15 protein-coding genes are annotated in these 19,062 nt (G+C 44.7%); 6 read left to right on the forward strand and 9 right to left on the reverse strand.

Features of this window, described 5'->3' with window-relative positions; translation table 11 throughout:
* Nucleotides 1-1,548 carry a Ppx/GppA phosphatase family protein gene (locus BLR65_RS06400; protein WP_093793364.1) on the reverse strand — a complete coding sequence of 516 codons (1,548 nt, stop codon included), beginning with the start codon at nucleotides 1,546-1,548 and terminating at the stop codon, nucleotides 1-3.
* A 405-nt stretch (nucleotides 1,549-1,953) separates the two neighbouring features.
* Between BLR65_RS06400 and BLR65_RS06405 the strand changes: the two genes are divergently transcribed.
* On the forward strand, nucleotides 1,954-3,468 hold the full coding sequence (locus tag BLR65_RS06405) for a Ppx/GppA phosphatase family protein (RefSeq protein WP_093793365.1): 1,515 nt from the start codon (nucleotides 1,954-1,956) through the stop codon (nucleotides 3,466-3,468).
* A 30-nt stretch (nucleotides 3,469-3,498) separates the two neighbouring features.
* Nucleotides 3,499-4,569 (forward strand): tetraprenyl-beta-curcumene synthase family protein, encoded by a 1,071-nt coding sequence (locus BLR65_RS06410; protein WP_093793366.1) that lies wholly within the window; start codon nucleotides 3,499-3,501, stop codon nucleotides 4,567-4,569.
* Between the two features lie 122 nt (nucleotides 4,570-4,691).
* Here the strand turns inward: BLR65_RS06410 and BLR65_RS06415 are convergent, their stop codons facing one another.
* Entirely contained in the window at nucleotides 4,692-5,819 is a 1,128-nt protein-coding gene (locus tag BLR65_RS06415) for a M20/M25/M40 family metallo-hydrolase (RefSeq protein WP_093793367.1), read from the reverse strand.
* 178 nt (nucleotides 5,820-5,997) lie between these two features.
* Here BLR65_RS06415 and BLR65_RS06420 point away from each other — a divergent pair, with 178 nt between their 5' ends.
* Nucleotides 5,998-6,315 carry a hypothetical protein gene (locus BLR65_RS06420; protein ID WP_143122514.1) on the forward strand — a complete coding sequence of 106 codons (318 nt, stop codon included), beginning with the start codon at nucleotides 5,998-6,000 and terminating at the stop codon, nucleotides 6,313-6,315.
* A 6-nt stretch (nucleotides 6,316-6,321) separates the two neighbouring features.
* Here BLR65_RS06420 and dinB read toward each other — a convergent pair whose 3' ends face one another.
* The 3 genes from dinB to BLR65_RS06440 all read right to left on the reverse strand — a co-directional run bounded on the left by dinB (nucleotide 6,322) and on the right by BLR65_RS06440 (nucleotide 9,628).
* Entirely contained in the window at nucleotides 6,322-7,482 is a 1,161-nt protein-coding gene (gene dinB, locus BLR65_RS06425) for a DNA polymerase IV (RefSeq protein WP_093793369.1), read from the reverse strand.
* Between the two features lie 341 nt (nucleotides 7,483-7,823).
* Nucleotides 7,824-8,582, reverse strand: coding sequence for a hypothetical protein (locus BLR65_RS06435; RefSeq protein WP_093793371.1), 759 nt, complete (start codon nucleotides 8,580-8,582; stop codon nucleotides 7,824-7,826).
* A gap of 86 nt (nucleotides 8,583-8,668) precedes the next feature.
* A complete protein-coding gene (locus BLR65_RS06440) occupies nucleotides 8,669-9,628 on the reverse strand; it encodes a 3'-5' exoribonuclease YhaM family protein (RefSeq protein ID WP_169717080.1) in 960 nt (319 codons plus the stop codon).
* A 147-nt stretch (nucleotides 9,629-9,775) separates the two neighbouring features.
* Between BLR65_RS06440 and BLR65_RS06445 the strand changes: the two genes are divergently transcribed.
* From BLR65_RS06445 to BLR65_RS06450, 3 genes are all read left to right on the forward strand, one after another.
* On the forward strand, nucleotides 9,776-10,003 hold the full coding sequence (locus BLR65_RS06445; protein ID WP_093793373.1) for a hypothetical protein: 228 nt from the start codon (nucleotides 9,776-9,778) through the stop codon (nucleotides 10,001-10,003).
* A 292-nt stretch (nucleotides 10,004-10,295) separates the two neighbouring features.
* Nucleotides 10,296-10,472 carry a hypothetical protein gene (locus BLR65_RS29560; RefSeq protein ID WP_169717079.1) on the forward strand — a complete coding sequence of 59 codons (177 nt, stop codon included), beginning with the start codon at nucleotides 10,296-10,298 and terminating at the stop codon, nucleotides 10,470-10,472.
* Between the two features lie 78 nt (nucleotides 10,473-10,550).
* A complete protein-coding gene (locus tag BLR65_RS06450) occupies nucleotides 10,551-10,718 on the forward strand; it encodes a hypothetical protein (RefSeq protein WP_093793374.1) in 168 nt (55 codons plus the stop codon).
* Nucleotides 10,719-11,573: 855 nt separating this feature from the next.
* On the opposite strand, the gene BLR65_RS06455 is transcribed toward BLR65_RS06450, so the two are convergent.
* The 4 genes from BLR65_RS06455 to BLR65_RS06470 are packed head-to-tail and all read right to left on the reverse strand — an operon-like array spanning nucleotide 11,574 to nucleotide 19,040.
* A complete protein-coding gene (locus tag BLR65_RS06455; RefSeq protein ID WP_245692512.1) occupies nucleotides 11,574-12,587 on the reverse strand; it encodes a glycosyl hydrolase family 18 protein in 1,014 nt (337 codons plus the stop codon).
* A 27-nt stretch (nucleotides 12,588-12,614) separates the two neighbouring features.
* Nucleotides 12,615-14,519: a polysaccharide deacetylase family protein gene (locus BLR65_RS06460; protein WP_169717078.1), complete on the reverse strand. Its 1,905-nt coding sequence runs from the start codon at nucleotides 14,517-14,519 to the stop codon at nucleotides 12,615-12,617.
* Between the two features lie 12 nt (nucleotides 14,520-14,531).
* Nucleotides 14,532-16,364 (reverse strand): glycosyltransferase family 2 protein, encoded by a 1,833-nt coding sequence (locus BLR65_RS06465; protein ID WP_093793376.1) that lies wholly within the window; start codon nucleotides 16,362-16,364, stop codon nucleotides 14,532-14,534.
* A 36-nt stretch (nucleotides 16,365-16,400) separates the two neighbouring features.
* Nucleotides 16,401-19,040 carry a polysaccharide deacetylase family protein gene (locus BLR65_RS06470; RefSeq protein ID WP_245692515.1) on the reverse strand — a complete coding sequence of 880 codons (2,640 nt, stop codon included), beginning with the start codon at nucleotides 19,038-19,040 and terminating at the stop codon, nucleotides 16,401-16,403.
* Between the last annotated feature and the right edge of the window lie 22 nt (nucleotides 19,041-19,062).

The raw sequence follows: 19,062 nt of genomic DNA on the forward strand, positions 1-19,062 counted from the left end.
TCACCCCACCCGTCTGATTAGTATCGCCTTTATTCCGAAAACATCTTCAAAAAAATCAGCCTTATCAGCAAAGGTCCAGCCTTCCAACGAAAGATCTTCCCTGCTGGTAACGGTAATGATTAATTCATCACCGCGCAAAACAACTTCTGCCTGACTGACCTTTTGGCGATGGCTGCGGTCGATAGCATCAGCCAGCCGGATAATCGCCGAAAGCTTTGAGACGGTAACCTTTTGGTTTGGTGTCAAATAGGCAAAATTGGCATCATTGTCAGAGGGTGTTCCTTTGGAATGATAAAAGGCAATGTTGGCGATTACATCTCTTTCTGCTTTAGAAAAGCCCAACATGTCTGAAGAAATGATTAACCGGTAAGAATAGAAATAGTGCCGCCGCAAATTAACATGCTTACCAATATCATGCAGAATGGCGGCTACTTTTAACAGCAGCCGGTGACGCTCACCCAAACCGTGAATACGCCCCAGCTTATCAAATAACAGCATCGCCCAATGCTTTACGGCGGCTGCATGCTTAGGATCATAATAGTATTTTTTACTAATCTCCCAACACAGACTGATCATCTGGTCCTCGATAAGCTCATTATGCTTATCTGCGGTCTTTTCAGCAATATGTTTAATCACAATACCATCGGAAAATTGGTCACTCAAAATAACAATTTCCTTAGGATTTGTCAGTGACAATATCTGCTTGTAGAGTACGATAGTCGGCAAGACAATCTCAGCCTTATGTTCGGTTAATTTATATGTCGTTATGATCTGCGGCAAATTCAAGGAACGTACTGTTTTATAAAGGCTGTCAAATTCGGATAAACTGACAAAAGTAATTCGCTCTTGCTCTTTGCCAAGCATTTTTAGCAGCAGTCTGGTTTCAGCGCCAGATAGTACCAGCCGCTTGATATCATGCTGCCGCATTTCTTTTTCCACAGGCTCAATGGTACTGCTTATATATTCCGACAAAGCCTGCTGAAAATGAACCGAATCCCGCTGATTCTTTTCGAAACTTTCTTTGATGCGCAGTGCGCCGATATGGATATTTTGCTGATAGCGAAGATTGCCTTCCTTATAGAGAGTAAAACCAAGAGCACCGGAAGAGATATCAACAAACAGCATACCTTCCTGGGAATTCAGCAGACCGTGGTCATTTACGGTTTTCACCAGGGATACATATTTGTAAAAAATCTCCTGCGGCATATCGACTACTTCCACATTTAAGCCGGTTTTTACCTTAATCTGGTCAATAATGTACGGTTGATTCTCCGCTTCCCGAATCGCCGTCGTAGCCACCAGCCGATAGTCCCGCACACCGTATTCGGAAAGCATCCGGCGGTATCCCTTTAACAGTTCGCAGATTTCGCTTACGGCCCCAAAACTAATCCGTCCGGTTTTAAATGTCTCTTCACCCAACATTACCTGGCAGTAGCTCTGTTCAATAACCTTCACATCATCAAGTTTCGTATATTCTACTATTTGTACCCCAATCTGTTCTGAGCCGACATGAATGGCGGCAAACCTGTCAGGCGCATGTTTGGCCATTTAGATCCCCCTAAAATAGTGGCATGATTTATTACTTATTCATTTAGTTCTACGGTTAGAACCAAAAGTCCTGTGTTTATTATTAGGACTTAATACTAAATTAACAGCAAATTAACGCAATTTTAAATTTGGTCCACTATGATTAAAATATCATGGATATCAGCCAGGCGAGAAGGATTTTAGCAAGAATAGCGAATAATTACTAGTGGAGCGTCTACGTTGAAAGCGTAAAAGAATTCGCGGGAATTTTTTCGCAAGGCGAGGCGGAGGAGGTGCACATATCGGGAATATGTAAACCGACGACAACGAAGCATTGCGGAAAAAGGCCCGCGAAGTAATTATGATTTCAGCGTAGACGCTCCACTAGTAGTCTTATTGCATAAACGCAGTTAGGAGTTGAACGTTTTGACCGAACGGGTAGCAATCATTGATCTTGGATCGAACTCAGCCCGCCTTATTGTTATGACTATTTATCACAACGGAGCCTACAATTTAGTATATAACCAGAAAGAATCCGTGCGTATGAGTGAAGGTATGCTGGAATCGGGAGTACTCACCCGCGATGCGATGTGGCGGGCTATCGGCACGCTCAAGGTCTTTGCCCATATGTGTGAACTGATCAAAGTGGATAAAATTCTGGCGGTAGCCACCGCCGCTGTACGCAATGCCAAAAATGGTGCTGAATTTATTGACCTGGTCCATCAGCATACCGGTATTCCCTTACGCGTTATTAGCGGAGAGGCTGAGGCTCGGCTCGGCTATACCGGTATTATCAACACGATTGATGTAGAGAATGCACTGCTTTTTGACTTAGGTGGCGGCAGTACCGAGATCACCTTAGTGAAAAACAGGCGGCCGGTTGAGGTTTTTAGTCTCCCGTTCGGAGCAGTCAATCTTACGGAAAAATTTGACTCACAGGATAAAATCAGTGATTGTCAGCTAACTGCCATGCGTGATTATATAATGAAACGCCTGGAACGGCTACCCTGGCTTAAGCGATTAGGGCTGCCTCTTGTCGGCGTGGGCGGTACGGCGCGCAATATTGCTAAGATGGATCAAAAGTACAAACATTATCCCTTTCCCAAGGTACATAATTACCGTTTCGGGGCAATGGCCTTTGAGGAGTTGTGGCGGGAATTAAATAGGACGAATTTGAGCCAACGCCGTAAGTATCCGGGACTCAGTAGTGAACGTGCTGATATTATTATCGCCGGAACTACGATCGTCAAATCGCTGCTGGAGCTGTCGCAGGCTTCTCAGATCATTGTCAGTGGCTGCGGTGTCAGGGAAGGGATGTTTTTGGAATACTATCTTTCCAAGCAACAATCGTCAGTCATTATCCCCGATATTCTGTTGCACTCCACCCGCAACATGCTGCTATTTTATAAAGGGAATGAAGCCCATGCCGAACATGTGGCCAAACTGGCGGAAACCATGTTTGACAAATGGCAGTCCATATTACGCTTATCCGTTAGGGACCGGCGCCTTCTCCGGGTAGCCGCTTTACTGCATGACATCGGCATTACCATCAACTACTATGATCATGCCCGCCACAGCGCCTATCTTGTTGAAAACGCCCGGCTATTCGGTCTTACTCACCGTGAACAAATGCTGGCAGCCGTAGTGGCCGGCTGGCATAACGGCCCGGCCGCCAAGTATGTCCGCAACAAAATATACAGCGAGTTTCTTGATCAAAACAACTGGCAAACAGCCCGTAAGCTGTCTCTCTTGCTGGCCTTGGCTGAGAGTCTGGAAACAACTGAACTTGGCTTAGTACAAGATGTTGAGCCAACCATTACCGGCAATCAGGCCACTCTTAAACTAATCACCAGGGATCCTGTAAGTATTGAACGTCAGGCGGCTGTACAGCACCGCAAATGGTTTAAAAAAGAACTTGGCTTTGAATTGATTATCGAATAATTAGCTAAAGGCACAAACAAGGAGGGCACTATGGGATTATCCTTGGCTACTACTACCACACGCCTTACCCTGTTAATTAAGTTTGTCTATACCGTATTCCCGCTTGTTAACAAGGAGCTTTCCCACTGGCAGGCTTATGCGGCTGCGCACGGTATGCGTGAACTAGCCGATCAGGCACTTGCCAGCATTACGAGCAAAAGTTTTCACTGCAAGGGCGGCAGCATATACAGCCTGTATAAAAATGTGCCTACCGCTGATTTTGTCCGGCTGGTAGTAGCTCTGCAGACCATCAGTGATTATCTTGACAACCTTTGTGACCGGGCCGGTGTTGTTGATGAGGATGCCTTTCGTCAACTCCATCTTGCCGTCACCGATGCTCTTGATCCGGATAGACCAATGAACGATTACTATGCCGCCTATCCTTATAAAGATGACGGCGGCTATTTACATAACCTTGTTGCTGTCTGCCGTCAGGAGATTAACAAACTTCCTGCTTACCACTTGGTTAAAACGGAAGCCTTGCGGCAAGCCGGGTTGTATAGCGAGCTCCAAACATTAAAACATCTGCATCCCAAAGTGCGCGAACAAAAACTGCTTTCCTGGATTCATGGCCATCTGCCCGACTATCCGGGAATTACCGCCTGGGAATTCGCCGCAGCTACCGGATCCACCCTCGGAATGTTTATGCTGTGTGCAATCGCCCATAATCCCGAACTGACCGCCGAGGAAGCCGAAAAAACTGCTGATGCCTATTTCCCCTGGATTAACGGCCTGCATATTCTGCTTGACTACTTTATAGACGAAGCGGAAGACCGCCAGGGCGGCGACCTAAACTTTGTAGCGTATTATGAAAATAGCCAGCTTACCCTTGCACGTCTCACGTTTTTTATTAAACAGGCCTACGCTCAGGCCGGACAACTGCCGGAAACAACCTTTGCCCGCACGGTAGTGGACGGATTACTGGCCATGTATCTGTCTGATCCAAAAACCGAGCAGCCGGCGGAACAGACCATCCGGCAAAGCCTGCTGCAAACGGTCGGCGGCTTTACCCGGTTGATGTACTTACTCTGCCGGCTGCTGCGAAAGAAACATATATTATAAAAATAAAAGCGAGCTTGCTTGGTAACCTGCTTGTGATGCGGAATAGATCCGCCGGCAAGCAGTACGCAGCAAACTCGCTTTTTCATATTCTGCGAAAAAGTATTATCAATATCCAGGATTCTCTACTTGTTAGCCTGTCCGGCAGCCTTGACGATTGCCAGCGTAAACGCACAAATATTATAGAGATCCTCTTCTTTGATAAATTCATCAGTAGTATGCACTTTGGACATACCCGTGCCGAGTACGACCGTGGGAACACCATAGCTATTAAAGAAGTTGGCGTCGCTGCCACCGCCGGTCGCCTTAATTACCGGTGTGAGTCCGATACTTTCCGCAGCTTGGCGGGCAAGCTGCACAACAGGTGCTGTTTCTGGCAGTACATAGGCATCATATTTTTTCGAGATGCTGACTTCGGCTCTGCCACCACTGGCTTTAACCGTTTCTTCAAATACTTGCCGCATATGCTCTGTCTGGGCAGTCAGTTTTTCCATATTGCGGCTGCGGGCTTCAGCCACAATCTTAACTTTGTCGGGCACAATGTTAGTCGCTGTTCCCCCTTCAATGATACCGATATTGGCCGTGGTCTCCTGGTCTATCCGGCCGTCACGGATGCCGGCCAGCGCCTTGCCGGCCAAGACTATGGCATTGATACCCTCCTCAGGCGCAACACCCGCGTGGGCTTTCTTCCCGTGAACGATAATTTCCAATTGATTCTGGCCAGGCGCCATATTGACAATTTCCCCCGGTGAACCGCTGGAATCCAACGCATACCCGAAATCAGCCTTGAGTAAAGACGGATCGATATTTTTAGAGCCATTGAGACCGCCTTCCTCGGCTACCGTGAAAACGACCTGGATATTGCCATGAGGAATATTTTGCTCTTTGATCACACGTAGAACTTCCAGGATCGCTACTACACCGGATTTGTCATCAGAACCAAGGATCGTATCCCCGGCTGACGTAATGATGCCATCTTTTAGAACAGGCTGAATGTTGCCGCAGGGTTCCACACAATCAAGATGGGCCGTAAAAAGTATTCCGGGAGCCCCGGCTGCCGTACCGGGTAAAAAGGCTATCACATTGCCGCAATTGCCGCCAATTTTACCACCGGTGTCATCTTCCGTTACTTCTGTATGTAAGTTGACCAGTTTCTGTTTAATAACATCAGCCACCTGCCGTTCTGCACGGGTAGAGCATTTAATCTGTACCAGTTCATAAAATTCGTCAAGTATCCGCTTTCTGTTAATCATTTGATTCCCTCCTACATATTTAATGCCGCACCCTGTCATATTAAAAACAGTAGCTGGCCTGCTGACATAAAAAGCGGCCTGGCCTATGCCATCCCCTTGCGGACAGGTAAGAAATACAGCCGGTTCCTTAAGGGTATTTGGAGTATTTTATTTAGCATTTGTAGAAAGGGTGCTCATCATGCCAAAAACAATTGCATTAGCCCACTATAATCAAAAACTGGCTAATGAACTTACCCACCAGGGGTTCCTGGTTGTAGACGGCACTTATTCTTCCCGCCCAGGCCAAACGGCGGATGCCTACCTGTATACCAGTTACCGTCCGGACACCGATGATGGTTGCCTATGCCGGCACGAACCTGCCGATATTTGTCTTGGCAATTATCATTATACCATAATTGACCATCCTGCCACTATTTATCTCAATATAACCGGCCTAACAACCGACCAGATAGCTGACAGGCTGCACCGGGAATTGGCCCGCAGCGCCAGACCGTAGGCCTGTTTACCGCTTCCGGGCTATCATTGTCGGCCCGCGCATAACGGTCCCTTCTCCAAAACGCTCCTTGAGTTTATCAACGGCCTTGGCGACAGCCTCCGCCTTTTTATCTTCCTGCTCAAAAAGGGATAGCTGACTGCCGCTTGTCACCAAACCACTGACGGCAACCCCCAGCAGCCTAACGCCCTCATTTAACGAAACCCTGCCTAACAATTCTTCGGCAACATGATAAATTGATTCATCGAGATTAACAGCAACCCCCAGCGTGTGACTGCGGGTAGTCGTGCGAAATGAGGCAAAGCGTACTTTGACGGTTACTGTCCGCCCGCTTAGCCCCTGCCTTCTAAGCCGCCAGCCTACCTTTTCTACCTGAGCCCATAATTCGGTCTTAAGCTCTTCAATGCCAAACAAATCCGTCGAGAAAGTAGTTTCCTTACCAATCGATTTTGGCTGGCAGTCAGATTCAACCTGACGGTCATCCTGTCCGTTGGCCAGCTGATGCAACGTATGCCCGAACTGGCCGCAATATTTGACAAGCAAGCTAGGATCAGCCGCAGCCACCTGGCCAATTGTTTTCAGCCCTATTTTAAGCAGTATTTCCGTTGTGTTTTTGCCTACACCCCATAACCGGCTGACCGGTATATCGGCCAATATCCTGTCGATTTCATCAGGACGGATGACCATTAATCCATCCGGCTTATTCATATCAGAAGCAAGCTTTGCCAGAAATTTATTGGGAGCTACCCCTGCCGAAGCGGTAAGGGCAAGTTCGGTTTGGATGCGTTTTTTTATTGTAACGGCAATATCGACAGGACTGGTAAATAGCCCCTCCATACCGGTCACATCAAGGAAAGCCTCATCCAAAGACAAAGGTTCCACCAAGGGCGAATATTCGCTAAATATCCTTAGAAGCTCGCTGGAAACTTTACTGTATTTTGCGTGATCAGTCGCTAAAAAAATTCCCTGCGGGCATCGCCGCCGGGCTTCTAGCGTTGACATAGCCGAATGAACCCCGTATTTACGAGCTTCATAGGAGGCAGTAGATACAACGCCGCGTGTCCCCGTTCCTCCAATAATTACCGGGCAACCCCGCAATTGGGGATTATCCCGCTGTTCAACAGCGGCAAAAAAAGCATCCATATCCACGTGAATAATCCAGCGTTGCATTGACTCACCTCAGTGTTCTTATTTTAAGAACATGTGTTCTATTTAATTATATACCCATTTCTAAAAATAATCAATCTGGGGACCATTTACAAATTCAGGACCAAAGTTACTTTAAAAATCGAATAAAAACGATTGTCCTGCGCCCGGATAATACGGATAGCTCTTATTTTGATAAAAAAACATTTCTGTTCAGCATTGAGCTGTCGGAAAAAGTATTCCCTTTGGCCAACATTCATTTAATTAAAATAAAAAGTCCTGACAGTTCATTGGGATGAACTGCCAGGACTTTTATTTTTACAAAAAAACTTATAACTGAAGTCTGAGCCAGCGCCGAGTCTTTTCTAGCGGCGGAAATAATGCAATATGCTGTCTAAAATATCAGCTAGCATCTCTTTGCCATGAATTTGATTCATATTCGCTAATTCAACATCAAACGTTATATTATCCAGTTTAATAAACGGCACCAGTTCATGGTTTGTCTGTAAAAAAGCAGAATCGTTAAAAGTATGTACAATGGTTTGCGGCCCGCCGGCAGTGGCTTGCAATTGTTTGCCATATTGGTCGAAAATTCGTTGCACAGTAGTCACGCAATTGCCATTTTCATCATAAATAAAACTATATCTGGGATCGGCACTTACAGCCACCGGCTCGTTACCCAATCCGGCTTTTTCCTTGGCCTCTTTGACCCATGCCTTATCTACATTAACCCGGATATTGCTGACAACCGGTTCCCATACCTCGCCGGCGGCCGGTGCTGCCAGTTCGCAGAGGAGAATACCCGCAGTAGCCGCCATCTCTTTGATATCTTTCTGGTACACCGGTGAAGTTACAATGATTCCCATAACCTGACCGGGTACATCCCTGACAATACGCAGGAATTTGGATAACTCTTCCAGCGTTGTCCGTTCTGTGGCTTGAATAACTGTTTTATAAGTAATATCGCCATCAGTAAATTCCCAGTACACATCGGCTTCATGGGTCGTTGTCCGGCCTTCAATCACAGCATGGTACTTTTCTTGCAGCGTTTTTACCGTATCCACATCAGCAATGGCCTCATAGATCTCGCGGACAGCCTGCTGATAAATACTTGGACTTGTCAATATAACACCACCATACTTATTTTTGCCTATATTATATATTACCGCTAATTGCCTTCAAATACAATTTTTACCCGGTTATTTCCCGTTTACTCCCAACCCGGACGATATATCTCCCGCCGCAGTGTTGCGCTTTTGTTAAAACCTCCGGGCTCCGCCCGCTCGGCTTCACGGTAAAATTGTTCTGTCTTAGCACTGAGATTATCCAGATAATGCAGCAGTTCTGCCTCTAAAAACATGGGTTCTACCGGACTTCCCCACTCAGCTTGCCCGTGATGAGAGAGAATACAATGCTTGAGCATTAAACTGATTTCTGCCTCCAGTCCTACCGACTGACAGGCACTCTCCAGCATTTCCAAGCCAAGCGAAATATGCCGCAGCAATTTCCCCTCCCGGGTGAAACCTATACCCATACCCAGCATATCTACTTCGATTTCCCGTACCTTGCCGATATCATGAACCAAAGCCGCTGCCAAAAGAATGTCCCTTTTTATCTTATCATTGCGCTTGCAGTAATCGAGAGCTCCCACCGCAACCTCAAGTGTATGCTCAAGCAAGCCGCCAATATAGGCATGATGATTTTTGACGGCACCCGGATGACGCTTAAACTTTTCAGCAAATTGCCGGTCATCAACAAAAATACCTGTTAACAGCTTTCTCAGGCCTTCATGCCCGACATTGGCAATTATGCTTTTGAGTTCAACATACATATCGTCTATCGGCCTCGGTGCCATCATCCCCAGGCTGCTCAAAGACTGGTCGACTTCCGCCGGCAACGGCAGAAAAACACTCTCAATTGTCAATTGCGGGCTGTCTTTAAAATAATCCAGCGTAGCGTCAATTCGCAGTACACCATTCTTCTGAAATAATGCGACTCGTTCAGTGGGTATATCCCAGTACTTAGCCGGCACCTCAAAGCTATGATCGCTTATCAGGCAATCGCCATATGCTTTACCGTTTCTCGCGGTTTTAACCTCAAACCGTGAAATCCGGTATATCCCTGTTATTTTAAATCCTTTTGGATTCTTAACCAATTCCCCAAGTTTCACTCTATGTTCTCCTCCAATACCCCTTCTCATTCGCATTTATCGGCAAATACTCTATCAAATTCTCTTTGCCTTCGAAAAAATCCTTTATCGTACTCACCTTTCAGGATCACAGCAATATAATATATCAGAAAATATAAGGGGGGTTTTATGTTGGCATCTTATGACAAAATTATAAAATACATTGTAGAAAAAATTCAGTCCGCACTCCTGCCACTTGAGCAAATAGCCAAGTCCCAGGAAATTATTATAGCGCAAAATAAACAAATCATTGATTTACTGACACAACTAAATACCGGCAGGCAAAACGGCAGTGAACCATGCGAAGAAAATACTCCTGCGCCCGTTGTAGTCGTCGAAACTGATCTAAGAGAATAGATAGCAACTATTAAAAATTGTTCGTAAGGGCTTGTTTTTTACAAGTATACCTTATATAATGAAATTACTATAATTTACAAATTTAACCAAATATATTTTGTTAACTAACTCGCTCTCCGTCGCAGCAAAAAAACACGGCACATGAATGGCCGTGTTTTTATTTTCAGCTAATATATCTGGGAAATAGCCGACCATGCCTCTAAAGAATTGCAAGTGGCTTTAACATCAGTATTTTTTATTAACATAGTTTTCTTATCCACCTGGCAGCTTACATAGTAGAAAGGTGATTCTTATGCCTTTGACTCGAAAAGAAAAACGAAGGATTTATGAGGAAGAGCTCGAGCGTATGAAGGCCCGCGAACGTATTAAGGTTGTGTTAAAAAACCGGTCCCAATCTTCCTGGGCCATGAATTGGGTTATTATTGCCGGCTTTTTGATCATGCTGTATATTGTTTTGGGTGGAAAATAATATGGATTTCAGCAACAACATATTGACAGGATCACCAGATTATGAGAAATTTTAATTAAAAAACTAAGGAGTTTATCCATGGGCACTAACCTAACATTGGAAGAGACTTGTACTGCCTGTAAAGGCTTAGGCAAAATTGGCACTAAGCCTTGTCAAAACTGCCAGGGTACGGGAACGGTTTTAAACGAAGCCGGGAAAAAAATCCTCAATTACTTGCGTAACAGCATACGTACTTCCGAACATTAAACTTTTATGGTACGGTAACTGCTTTAAACAGAAAAACAGCATTCCCCGTGGAATAGCTGTTTTTCTGTTTCTTAACAACACACATTTTTTCCCTTACTTAAAAATAGCCGAAAGGGAATTACACACTGTGTAAATTGTTAGCAAAGCTGTAAAAATTACAATAGGATTATTGCGGAACCGTAGCAAACCAGCTTTCACCTCACTTTTTGCTAAGCTAGTTTATACTATTCCCAATTTCTCGCTATGTTAAACAACACATTCTCGTAATCAATGGTTAACAGAAAAAGAAATAACCGCGCTGACTCCAGCGCGGCTTCCATGCAACACCACTGTTGTTGTGATTTGCATTTTCCAGGCGGTTTAACAAGTACTGGTACCATCATCTCCAAAAGCCGGGAATAGCAAAACAAATAAACTAATAACTAAGAGGACAAACCAAAGTTCCCTGTTAGCACCCCACCAAAACACCCCAATTCCTCCTTTGTCGATAAAGATAGTTAATCTACTGTATACTATTCGAAAATCAATAATCGTGTTACCATCGCCAAAATTACTAGCTTTCGCATAAGAAAAGACTTGGCTTGTGCCAAAGCCGCCTGTACCCCTTTAGGAGGTATAGGGTGAGTGTATTCCCGCTTGTTGAAACCTAGGCTTTACTCTGACCAGAAAGCATTGCCAATAAATAAGAAGACCAGACTAAGAATGATAATAATAATCCAAATAAAGCTATCTCTAAAAAAAAATTCACCAGTACAAAATTGTCGATTATCCATGACAATTTCCTCCTTTGAATCCATCACTTATCTTATTGTATGCCGGAAACAATGAATGTGCGCTAGGCCTTCGCTAAGGAAATTATTCGCCCAGCCGCCACAAACTGATATTCTGAACGCCCTGTTCTTTAGCGATAGCTATCCAATAATTTATTGTCTTCCCGTCAGCATACCACACTTCATAGGCGGCACCCTGATCGTTATACGCAAACACCAGGCATTGACTGCTTTCATCTCTCCTGGTAGTAACGCCATGCTGCACCGCGAGATCTTTGGCTTCGTTCTCTGTTAAAAACCGGCGTTCGCCGTTATCACCCCATTGGCCTCCCCCTGTTGCCAAGGCAACTGACTTCTTCCCGGGTAAGGATTTCATGCGGGTCAGCGTTTTTTGAATGAACTCCTTATTAGCCTTTGGTCCCGGTCCGCTATGAGTTCCATAAAGGTTATACAGCATGACTATATACTCCGGTCCGGGGGTGAAGGCAACTGTGGAAAACGGTGTACCCGGTTCTAATACAATCCTTACTTTGAGGTTATTTTTCCGGGCTTGTTCATAGAGTTCATCAGTAAATTTAGGAAAACACCGCGCGATTTCCTTGTCTCTCCAGATTCGCTCATAATCAAGCTCAATGCCGTCATATCCACCTCGCAAAGTTAGGGCAATAATTTCATCAATATGCTTTCTTCTGGCTGTTTCATCGGCTAATAACCTGCGCAGAACTTCCAGATCCTTTAGTTCCGACGACCCGTCCGGGTTTTGCCTATCATTAACAAAGGTAAGATATGATTCATAATTTCCCTTTTTCGCTGCTAATTCCCGGTGCCGCTCACTCAGTTCCCGGGGAATGACAGGATGGTCATCCGCGTCAAAATAAGCTGCAAAGTAAGAAAGTTTATCGAGTTTTTCCCCCATTCTCTGCAGATCCTTTTCACCGGCATCCAAATCCCAATAAGCGAGCCAGGCCGACCTGCTGATCGGTTCCTGCGCGTCTGCTCTGCCGGCCAACTGATTACCGTAGTTGCAGCCCGTCAAAAGAACAAACACAGCCGCTAATAACACCACTTTGCCAAACTTACATGCTAAGCTAATCATCATACTGCACCCCATTACATTGCTTACAAGCTATCGAACAAAAAAGCTAAGAATGGCTTCCCACATCCGGTTTAACTTAAACTTTACGGCATCCAGACCTTCCAGGCTGCTGTCAAACAAAATTCTTTCTTGAGCCTCTCCGGTATTTTCGGTAATAACCAGTTTCTCAAATACACCGTCATATACATCATCGACCAAATTAGGCTGATTCTGACCATAGCCACCCCAGGCACTTTCTAAAAAAACAGCGCCTGCCGCGGTATCTGCTACCGGCAAATCACTGACTGCTTCCTTATCATCTACAACAATACGTAACCGGTCGCCTTTAAGAGATATGATCAGTTTGTGGTCGCCCGGGGTGTGAAGGCTAATTTCCGGTATATATTCCACAGCCCCGTCCGCCACCGTGGGCGCCGTTTCCTGCTCTTTTGCCCGCAACTGCTCTTCGTACAGTTTCGCTTTTTCCGGCGATGCGGCATACTGGCGGAAGGTTTCTAATTCTGACACCTCAGCCGCTTTCCTATCCTCGGGAACAGATAATCGTTTCTTACCGGCATGCTGATTTAAATCTAAGGTAAATAATTTTTTCTCGGCACCGCTATTTTTTTCGGTAACATATAAAACATTGTTGAGAACATAAACGGATAAAAACCTGCTTAAATTCTCATCTGCCCGGAAATACATTCTTTGCAAGCCAACTTTATTACCCCTTAGTCTTACAGAAACTTGTATATCGCCAAAGTCATTTCTGTTTTTTAAACGCGCCAAGCCCGTTTTTTGAGGTAAAGACGTTAAAACTATGGTGTCATTTTGAATTTCCAATGCACCAGTAAGCGTGTCCCAATTTTCTTGCTGGCGTAAATTACCCTGAACAAAATCCAGGTCTTGATTACTATCATATTGTATCCGCATTAACAAATGATTGGTATACCAATAGGGCTGAGGTTGCATGCGCGTTAAATCATAGATACTGCTATTTCTCTGGTTGAGGGCAAATCCTTCCCGGTTAAAATTCATTTTGAACAAATTTTTAATCCAATACTCGTTTACAGCACTTACCTTGTCATTGTTGCCAAACGCACCGGTATTGGCGTGCATCAGAATATAGGTGGCGGGAACATAGCCAATAGCCTTAATATAGCTATCGTGCAGCGTTTCGTAATCATGTGAGATCCGTTCTTTCATCCGGGCGTGGCTTTCTTTGGGAATCCCATATTCATCACGGATATAGTCCATTACATAGTGATTGTATCTGCGTCCTAAAAATGGCGCGACACCGGCCTGCTCGAGTTGATCCAATTCCCCGAGATAATTGTCATAACGGTCAAAGACATTAATAAATGCCAGTCTGTAGCCATTAGTACCCGTTTCCCAGTACGTTGTTCTCTCCATGTCCTTTAGCTCTTCCGGTATTAAGAATTTGGGATCTTTACTGGCAAATTTTTCAGGATAGGTGAGAATTGTGGCTTTAAAATTTAAGTTTTCCAAAATCTTTTGGGAGAAAGCGGCTGTATCTCTTCTACCGTCCTCAAACATTAAAAACAATGATTTTTCCGGCAGTTCTTTTCCCGCTTGATAGTAGTCCATAAGATCTTGCTGGGTAATCGTTACATAACCTAGATTTTTAAGAGCCTGTAAATGCTCCTGCAAGCGCCCTGCACCGATGATATCCTGCTGACCTACCCGCTCCACCCCAAAATAGGAAAGTGCGATAAAACCTCTGTCGCCTGAAAATTTTGCAGTCTGTTCCGTATAAGGTTGATACGTTTTTACGGTAGTCAACGTGAACACCGCAATAACGGCAACGACAGCAATGACCATAAGCTGCAGCACGACACTCACTATTTTTCTTCTGTCCTTGCGCTCGGTAAAGCGTGCATATTGCGCTTGTTTTCTGTCTCTGCGCGCTATAAACTTCTGCGGTGGCATTGTCATAGTGTCAATCCTCTACATTGTTCTGTGGTTTTTTTTTGCTACTTCCAAAAGATCGGCCGGCGTCATGCGGGTACCCCAGGTGGTTTTCCAAAAGGTAACCCAGGCAATGGGCATTTGCCATAAAAGTACGGCTTCATAATATAAACAAAACCATAATCCGTAGATCCAGGTTGAACTTTTTCTAAGAAATAACTGGGCCATACTCATGAGCAGAGCCATTAACAACAGGCCAAGAATAAAGGTAAGGGGAAATACCTTGTGAATAAGCGGAATGTAGACCAAATTGTAAACAACAATAATAGGCGCGAATAAAGGTACGAGCATTCCCATGTAAAAGGACAATGACATAAAAGGTTCTTTCTTCCACATAAACCTAGCCGCAATCAGCGATTCTCTCAGCCAGGACCGTTTCCAACGCATTTGCTGTTTCAAAAAAACCTTATACTTATTGGGCACAATGGTCGTACAGATTGCTGTATCCTGATAACCGGTCCGGTTGTGCCTTAAGATGAAATTCGTCATGCTCCGGTCATCGCCAAACGTAGCCTTCTCCCCCAAAAACTTCTGGTTAAGCCACGCATCCATGTATTTGAGAACTAATTCCCGCCGATAACAGGAAAGCGGTCCTGACAAGCAGGTGACAGCATCAAAATAGCTTTCAGCCGCCTTCATAATCCGAAAAGCAATATAATAGCGGACAGCCTGCATTTTTGTAAGTGAATTGGTGTAGGTATTGGCCACATCGGTTCTGCCGGAAACGCCTCCCATTTTTGTATCTCTAAAAGGTTGGACGATATTTCTAATGGCAAAAGGATCCAAAAAGCTGTCAGAATCAACAAATACCACCAGTTCATGCTGTGCCAGCTTTGCACCTGTAGCCATGGCTTCCCGTTTGCCTGCGTTCTGCGGCTGCCGGAAATAATGAAGCCGCATTTCCACCTCATAGCGTTTTTCTTTAACCCTTAACTCTTCCACTATTTCTTTAATTTTGGCAAAAGACTTGTCATTCGAACAATCGTCGACAACGATAACTTCCAGTTTATCAATAGGATAATCCTGATTGATGCAACTGATAACCGTTCGCTGTATCCATTTTTCTTCATTAAAACAGGGAATAACAATGCTGACACCGGGAGTAAAGTCATTATCAATAGTGACGGGCCGGTAAAAGGTCGCAAATAAATAGCGGCTTAATAGAAAGGTGGCTGCAATCATACTATACAGGTATAAGATTCTATTAAACTTAAAGTATAGTACGCTTTCCGCCCGCATGAGGATGACACAGGCACAAATGATAAACAGGAAGAATGAGGCTATCGACAGCAAATACCAATTTTTTTTCTTGGTTGCAAACTGCGCCAGCGATTCTGAAAAAGCAACCCCGCAGCGAATCGTTCCCTCGGCAGTTTTTTCAAGCCGGATATATTTTGCCCCAATGTCAACGTTCATTTCATACCCTTCCGGCATTGTGCCGGGCGCAATCGCAAACTGCAGACGAATATGTTTGGCTTGACTCAAATCCTGCGCCACTGCGTGAGAAACCTCCAGCAGCATCCCGCTTGTCGAAATATCCACTCCTTTCCCGGAGCGTTTGATTTTTTTTCTTCCTAAAACATAAATAATAGCAACCTCATAATTAACCAAATATCGCCGGCCTAAATTTTCTGCTTTTATCCGGCTTGTAAAATCATTCTTCTCTTCCTGGCGTCCTGTAAGCCGGCGCCTGTCCACATTGGTACGCAGTTCCTCTTTGTCCGGTACTTTTGAGAGCAGTCTGCGGTCAGGCTTGGCGGCAAGCAGGATATCTTCTTCCGTTTTATTGACTTGTTCCGCTATTGTCTCCATAGCCCACCTCCCTGCAAGTTGATGATAGTGCGGCAGCTACTTCTGAAGATTCCCGGAGCTATGTACAAGCTGTAATGTTTTCTTACGATCTATTTGCGAATAGCCCGCTATTAAATAATCAGACAATCTGCCCACTTTAAATTTCGACGGATCAGAATCCGGTTTGGCTTCATTGGCTGTTAATAAAATATCTAAAGACATTGCCGTATAAGCGGCCCTATCCGTCATATGCATGACCAAAACGGCCCCCTTTTTAACTTCACCGTTTTCTGTATATACACCGTCTTTCATTATTTTCACAAGCTGGGGGACACTTTCGGCCTTATAATCATTGGTGCTGCAGGAACCGGAAACACTATATTCATAACCGTCTGCAAACAACGATTCCAATCCTGTCTTGCTAATTGCCAGCGCCGGCGGACGGAAGAACTTGGTCAAGGCAGGCCTGCCGTTAACGGTTGCATCGCCAACCACAGCCAGCAATTTTTGATAAGCCTCGGCTAGTTCTTGGGTATATTCTTCTTTATCCTGCGTTGCCGTTAATTTGCCTGTACGCGGATCATGAACTACCATTGGTTTATGCAGGTCCGAATGACAGCCAATGTCATGCCCTTGCATAGCAATTGTCCTGAGTAGATTGGGGTTTTGGGCTACATTATGCGTAATGATAAAAAATGTGCCCGCTACCTGATGTTTACGCAACACGTATAATATTTTATTAATGGCTGCGTCTGTCCCCCAATCGTCAAAAGTGAGGAAAATAACATTGTCTTCAGTATGGATGAAACCTTGCTTATCAAGACGGCGGACATCCATTTTGGAAAATCCAAGTATACTTGTTTCGTAAGTAACATCTTCATTGCCGATATAACGCTTTTCGACTTCGCTAAGAAAATTATGCTGATCAATAGGAAAACCACGCCCATTATTGCGTACGCGTTCCGATACATTTGACGGATCGACAGGATATTGATAAATATATTTTTTATTAGTAAGGATTTCGCCTACAGGTTTAAGCCTATATGAGGAATCATTGGCATGGTTTAGCGCAGGACTATCAAAGGATGTTGCATAGGCAATATTATCCACCTTGCGTTGTTTGACCATTTCCAGCAAGTCAGCAACTAATTTGTCATTGGTATAAAAATCCATTCTAAAGTGCACAATCTGTCCGCGCGCTAAGGAAATTTTCGATTTACCAAAGATTTCATTGATCACTTGCTCGGCAGAAGTATAATCTTTATGCTTGCTTTGGATAATATTTAACGATTGTCCAATTAATTGGCATCCCACCGCCGCAACAGCTTCCCTGGTTGTATCTGTCACAACACCCCATGGCTGTTTTACAAGACTGGTTGTCACACCAAACTGTTCTTGCAGTTGCTGACGGCTCAGAATAATACTCTTACAGATTTCATCAAAAGTTTCCCCGTTTTTCGGTACAATGGCAATACCAATTTCATGTCCGTTGGCAATGATCTTCCGGACTGTTTCGGGATACTTTCTCATTTCTGATTCTGCAACAAAAAACGTCGCTTTAATACCAAGATCATTCAACTTATTTAGTACATCGTCTACGACCGCCCTTTTGGCTAATCCTCCGAATGTATAGGAAAGCGCCGGTTCTGTGGTTGAAATCATCTTAATTTCTTGGGACTTATGATCCACCAATTCCGCCGCATAGGCTGTCCGGCAGCTCAATAAGCCCAGAACTTGTTCCTGCAGGAAAGAAGTGGCTTTGCTCAAACTGGCAAAGGCAGTCCTATTCTCCAACCTCTTGGCCGTTGTCTGATTATGGTTTGCAATATCCTCCACATAAACCGTACTATATTTCGCTTTTTGCAGCGCAATCAGCAGGTTTTCCACAGCCCTAACAACTTCTTTTTCCCCTACGCTCGGTTGGGATATTTCCTTTAAGCCCGGTTGTTTGTCAACGGCCGGCTGAACATCTTTTTTCTTTTGCTCATTGGCAAACAGCTCAATCTTGTTTTTTAGTCTGACAGACACAATACTGCCCGGCCTCAGAGACGCAACAACGGCAGCTGCACTTGCAGGGGTGGAAAACTGTTTGACATTAACTAAAACGTCACTCTGAACAACATAAGTAAAGCCAGCGGCTTTTGCGGCCTGCAGCACCTGAGCGGTATACTTGGTGTCATTGCACTTGAGCAGGGCCGGCTCTTGCCGTGTATTTTCCCTGATAATCTTTTTTGTACGGCAAAAATCATAAACTAATTTCTCGATGGGCATAGCTTCCATTTTAGACTGTCCCACAAGTGTATAGCTTTCAATTTTTTGTCCGGCATTTTGAATATCTGTCAACGTCTCCGGATACTCGACCGCCAGTATTCCATCGGCAAAAAAAGTCGCCCTGCCATTATACCTTTGTAATAATGCAATAATCTGTTGTATGGTATTCCGGTCTGTCAGTCCGTCAAAAGTCAAGGCTATCTGCCGGGAGCTACTCTTACTGCCGGTAAGAATCATGGCCGTTTCTGGGTTGTTTTTCAGTTGTTCTAAGGCTTGCGATACTTCTTCATCGGCATTATAAGGATTAGCTACGGTTATCGCACCGCGATGCTCCTGGGCTAACTGTGGTTTAAAAAAGAAAAACGCAACAATCAGGACAGCGGCTGTAAGACAAACCAGTATCATTGCTTTCGTCCAGCCTTTCACAGTACCACCTCCTCTGACTACA

This window comes from Sporomusa acidovorans (assembly GCF_900101845.1).
Classification (GTDB): Bacteria; Bacillota; Negativicutes; order Sporomusales; family Sporomusaceae; genus Sporomusa; species Sporomusa acidovorans.

Bases quoted from the DNA above. Each gene is read 5' to 3' on its own strand.
- BLR65_RS06400 (WP_093793364.1), bottom strand. From the start codon at position 1,548: ATGGCCAAACATGCGCCTGACAGGTTTGCCGCCATTCATGTCGGCTCA.
- BLR65_RS06410 (WP_093793366.1), top strand. From the start codon at position 3,499: ATGGGATTATCCTTGGCTACTACTACCACACGCCTTACCCTGTTAATT.
- BLR65_RS06415 (WP_093793367.1), bottom strand. From the start codon at position 5,819: ATGATTAACAGAAAGCGGATACTTGACGAATTTTATGAACTGGTACAG.
- BLR65_RS06420 (WP_143122514.1), top strand. From the start codon at position 5,998: ATGCCAAAAACAATTGCATTAGCCCACTATAATCAAAAACTGGCTAAT.
- dinB (WP_093793369.1), bottom strand. From the start codon at position 7,482: ATGCAACGCTGGATTATTCACGTGGATATGGATGCTTTTTTTGCCGCT.
- BLR65_RS06445 (WP_093793373.1), top strand. From the start codon at position 9,776: ATGTTGGCATCTTATGACAAAATTATAAAATACATTGTAGAAAAAATT.
- BLR65_RS29560 (WP_169717079.1), top strand. From the start codon at position 10,296: ATGCCTTTGACTCGAAAAGAAAAACGAAGGATTTATGAGGAAGAGCTC.
- BLR65_RS06450 (WP_093793374.1), top strand. From the start codon at position 10,551: ATGGGCACTAACCTAACATTGGAAGAGACTTGTACTGCCTGTAAAGGC.
- BLR65_RS06455 (WP_245692512.1), bottom strand. From the start codon at position 12,587: ATGATGATTAGCTTAGCATGTAAGTTTGGCAAAGTGGTGTTATTAGCG.
- BLR65_RS06460 (WP_169717078.1), bottom strand. From the start codon at position 14,519: ATGACAATGCCACCGCAGAAGTTTATAGCGCGCAGAGACAGAAAACAA.
- BLR65_RS06465 (WP_093793376.1), bottom strand. From the start codon at position 16,364: ATGGAGACAATAGCGGAACAAGTCAATAAAACGGAAGAAGATATCCTG.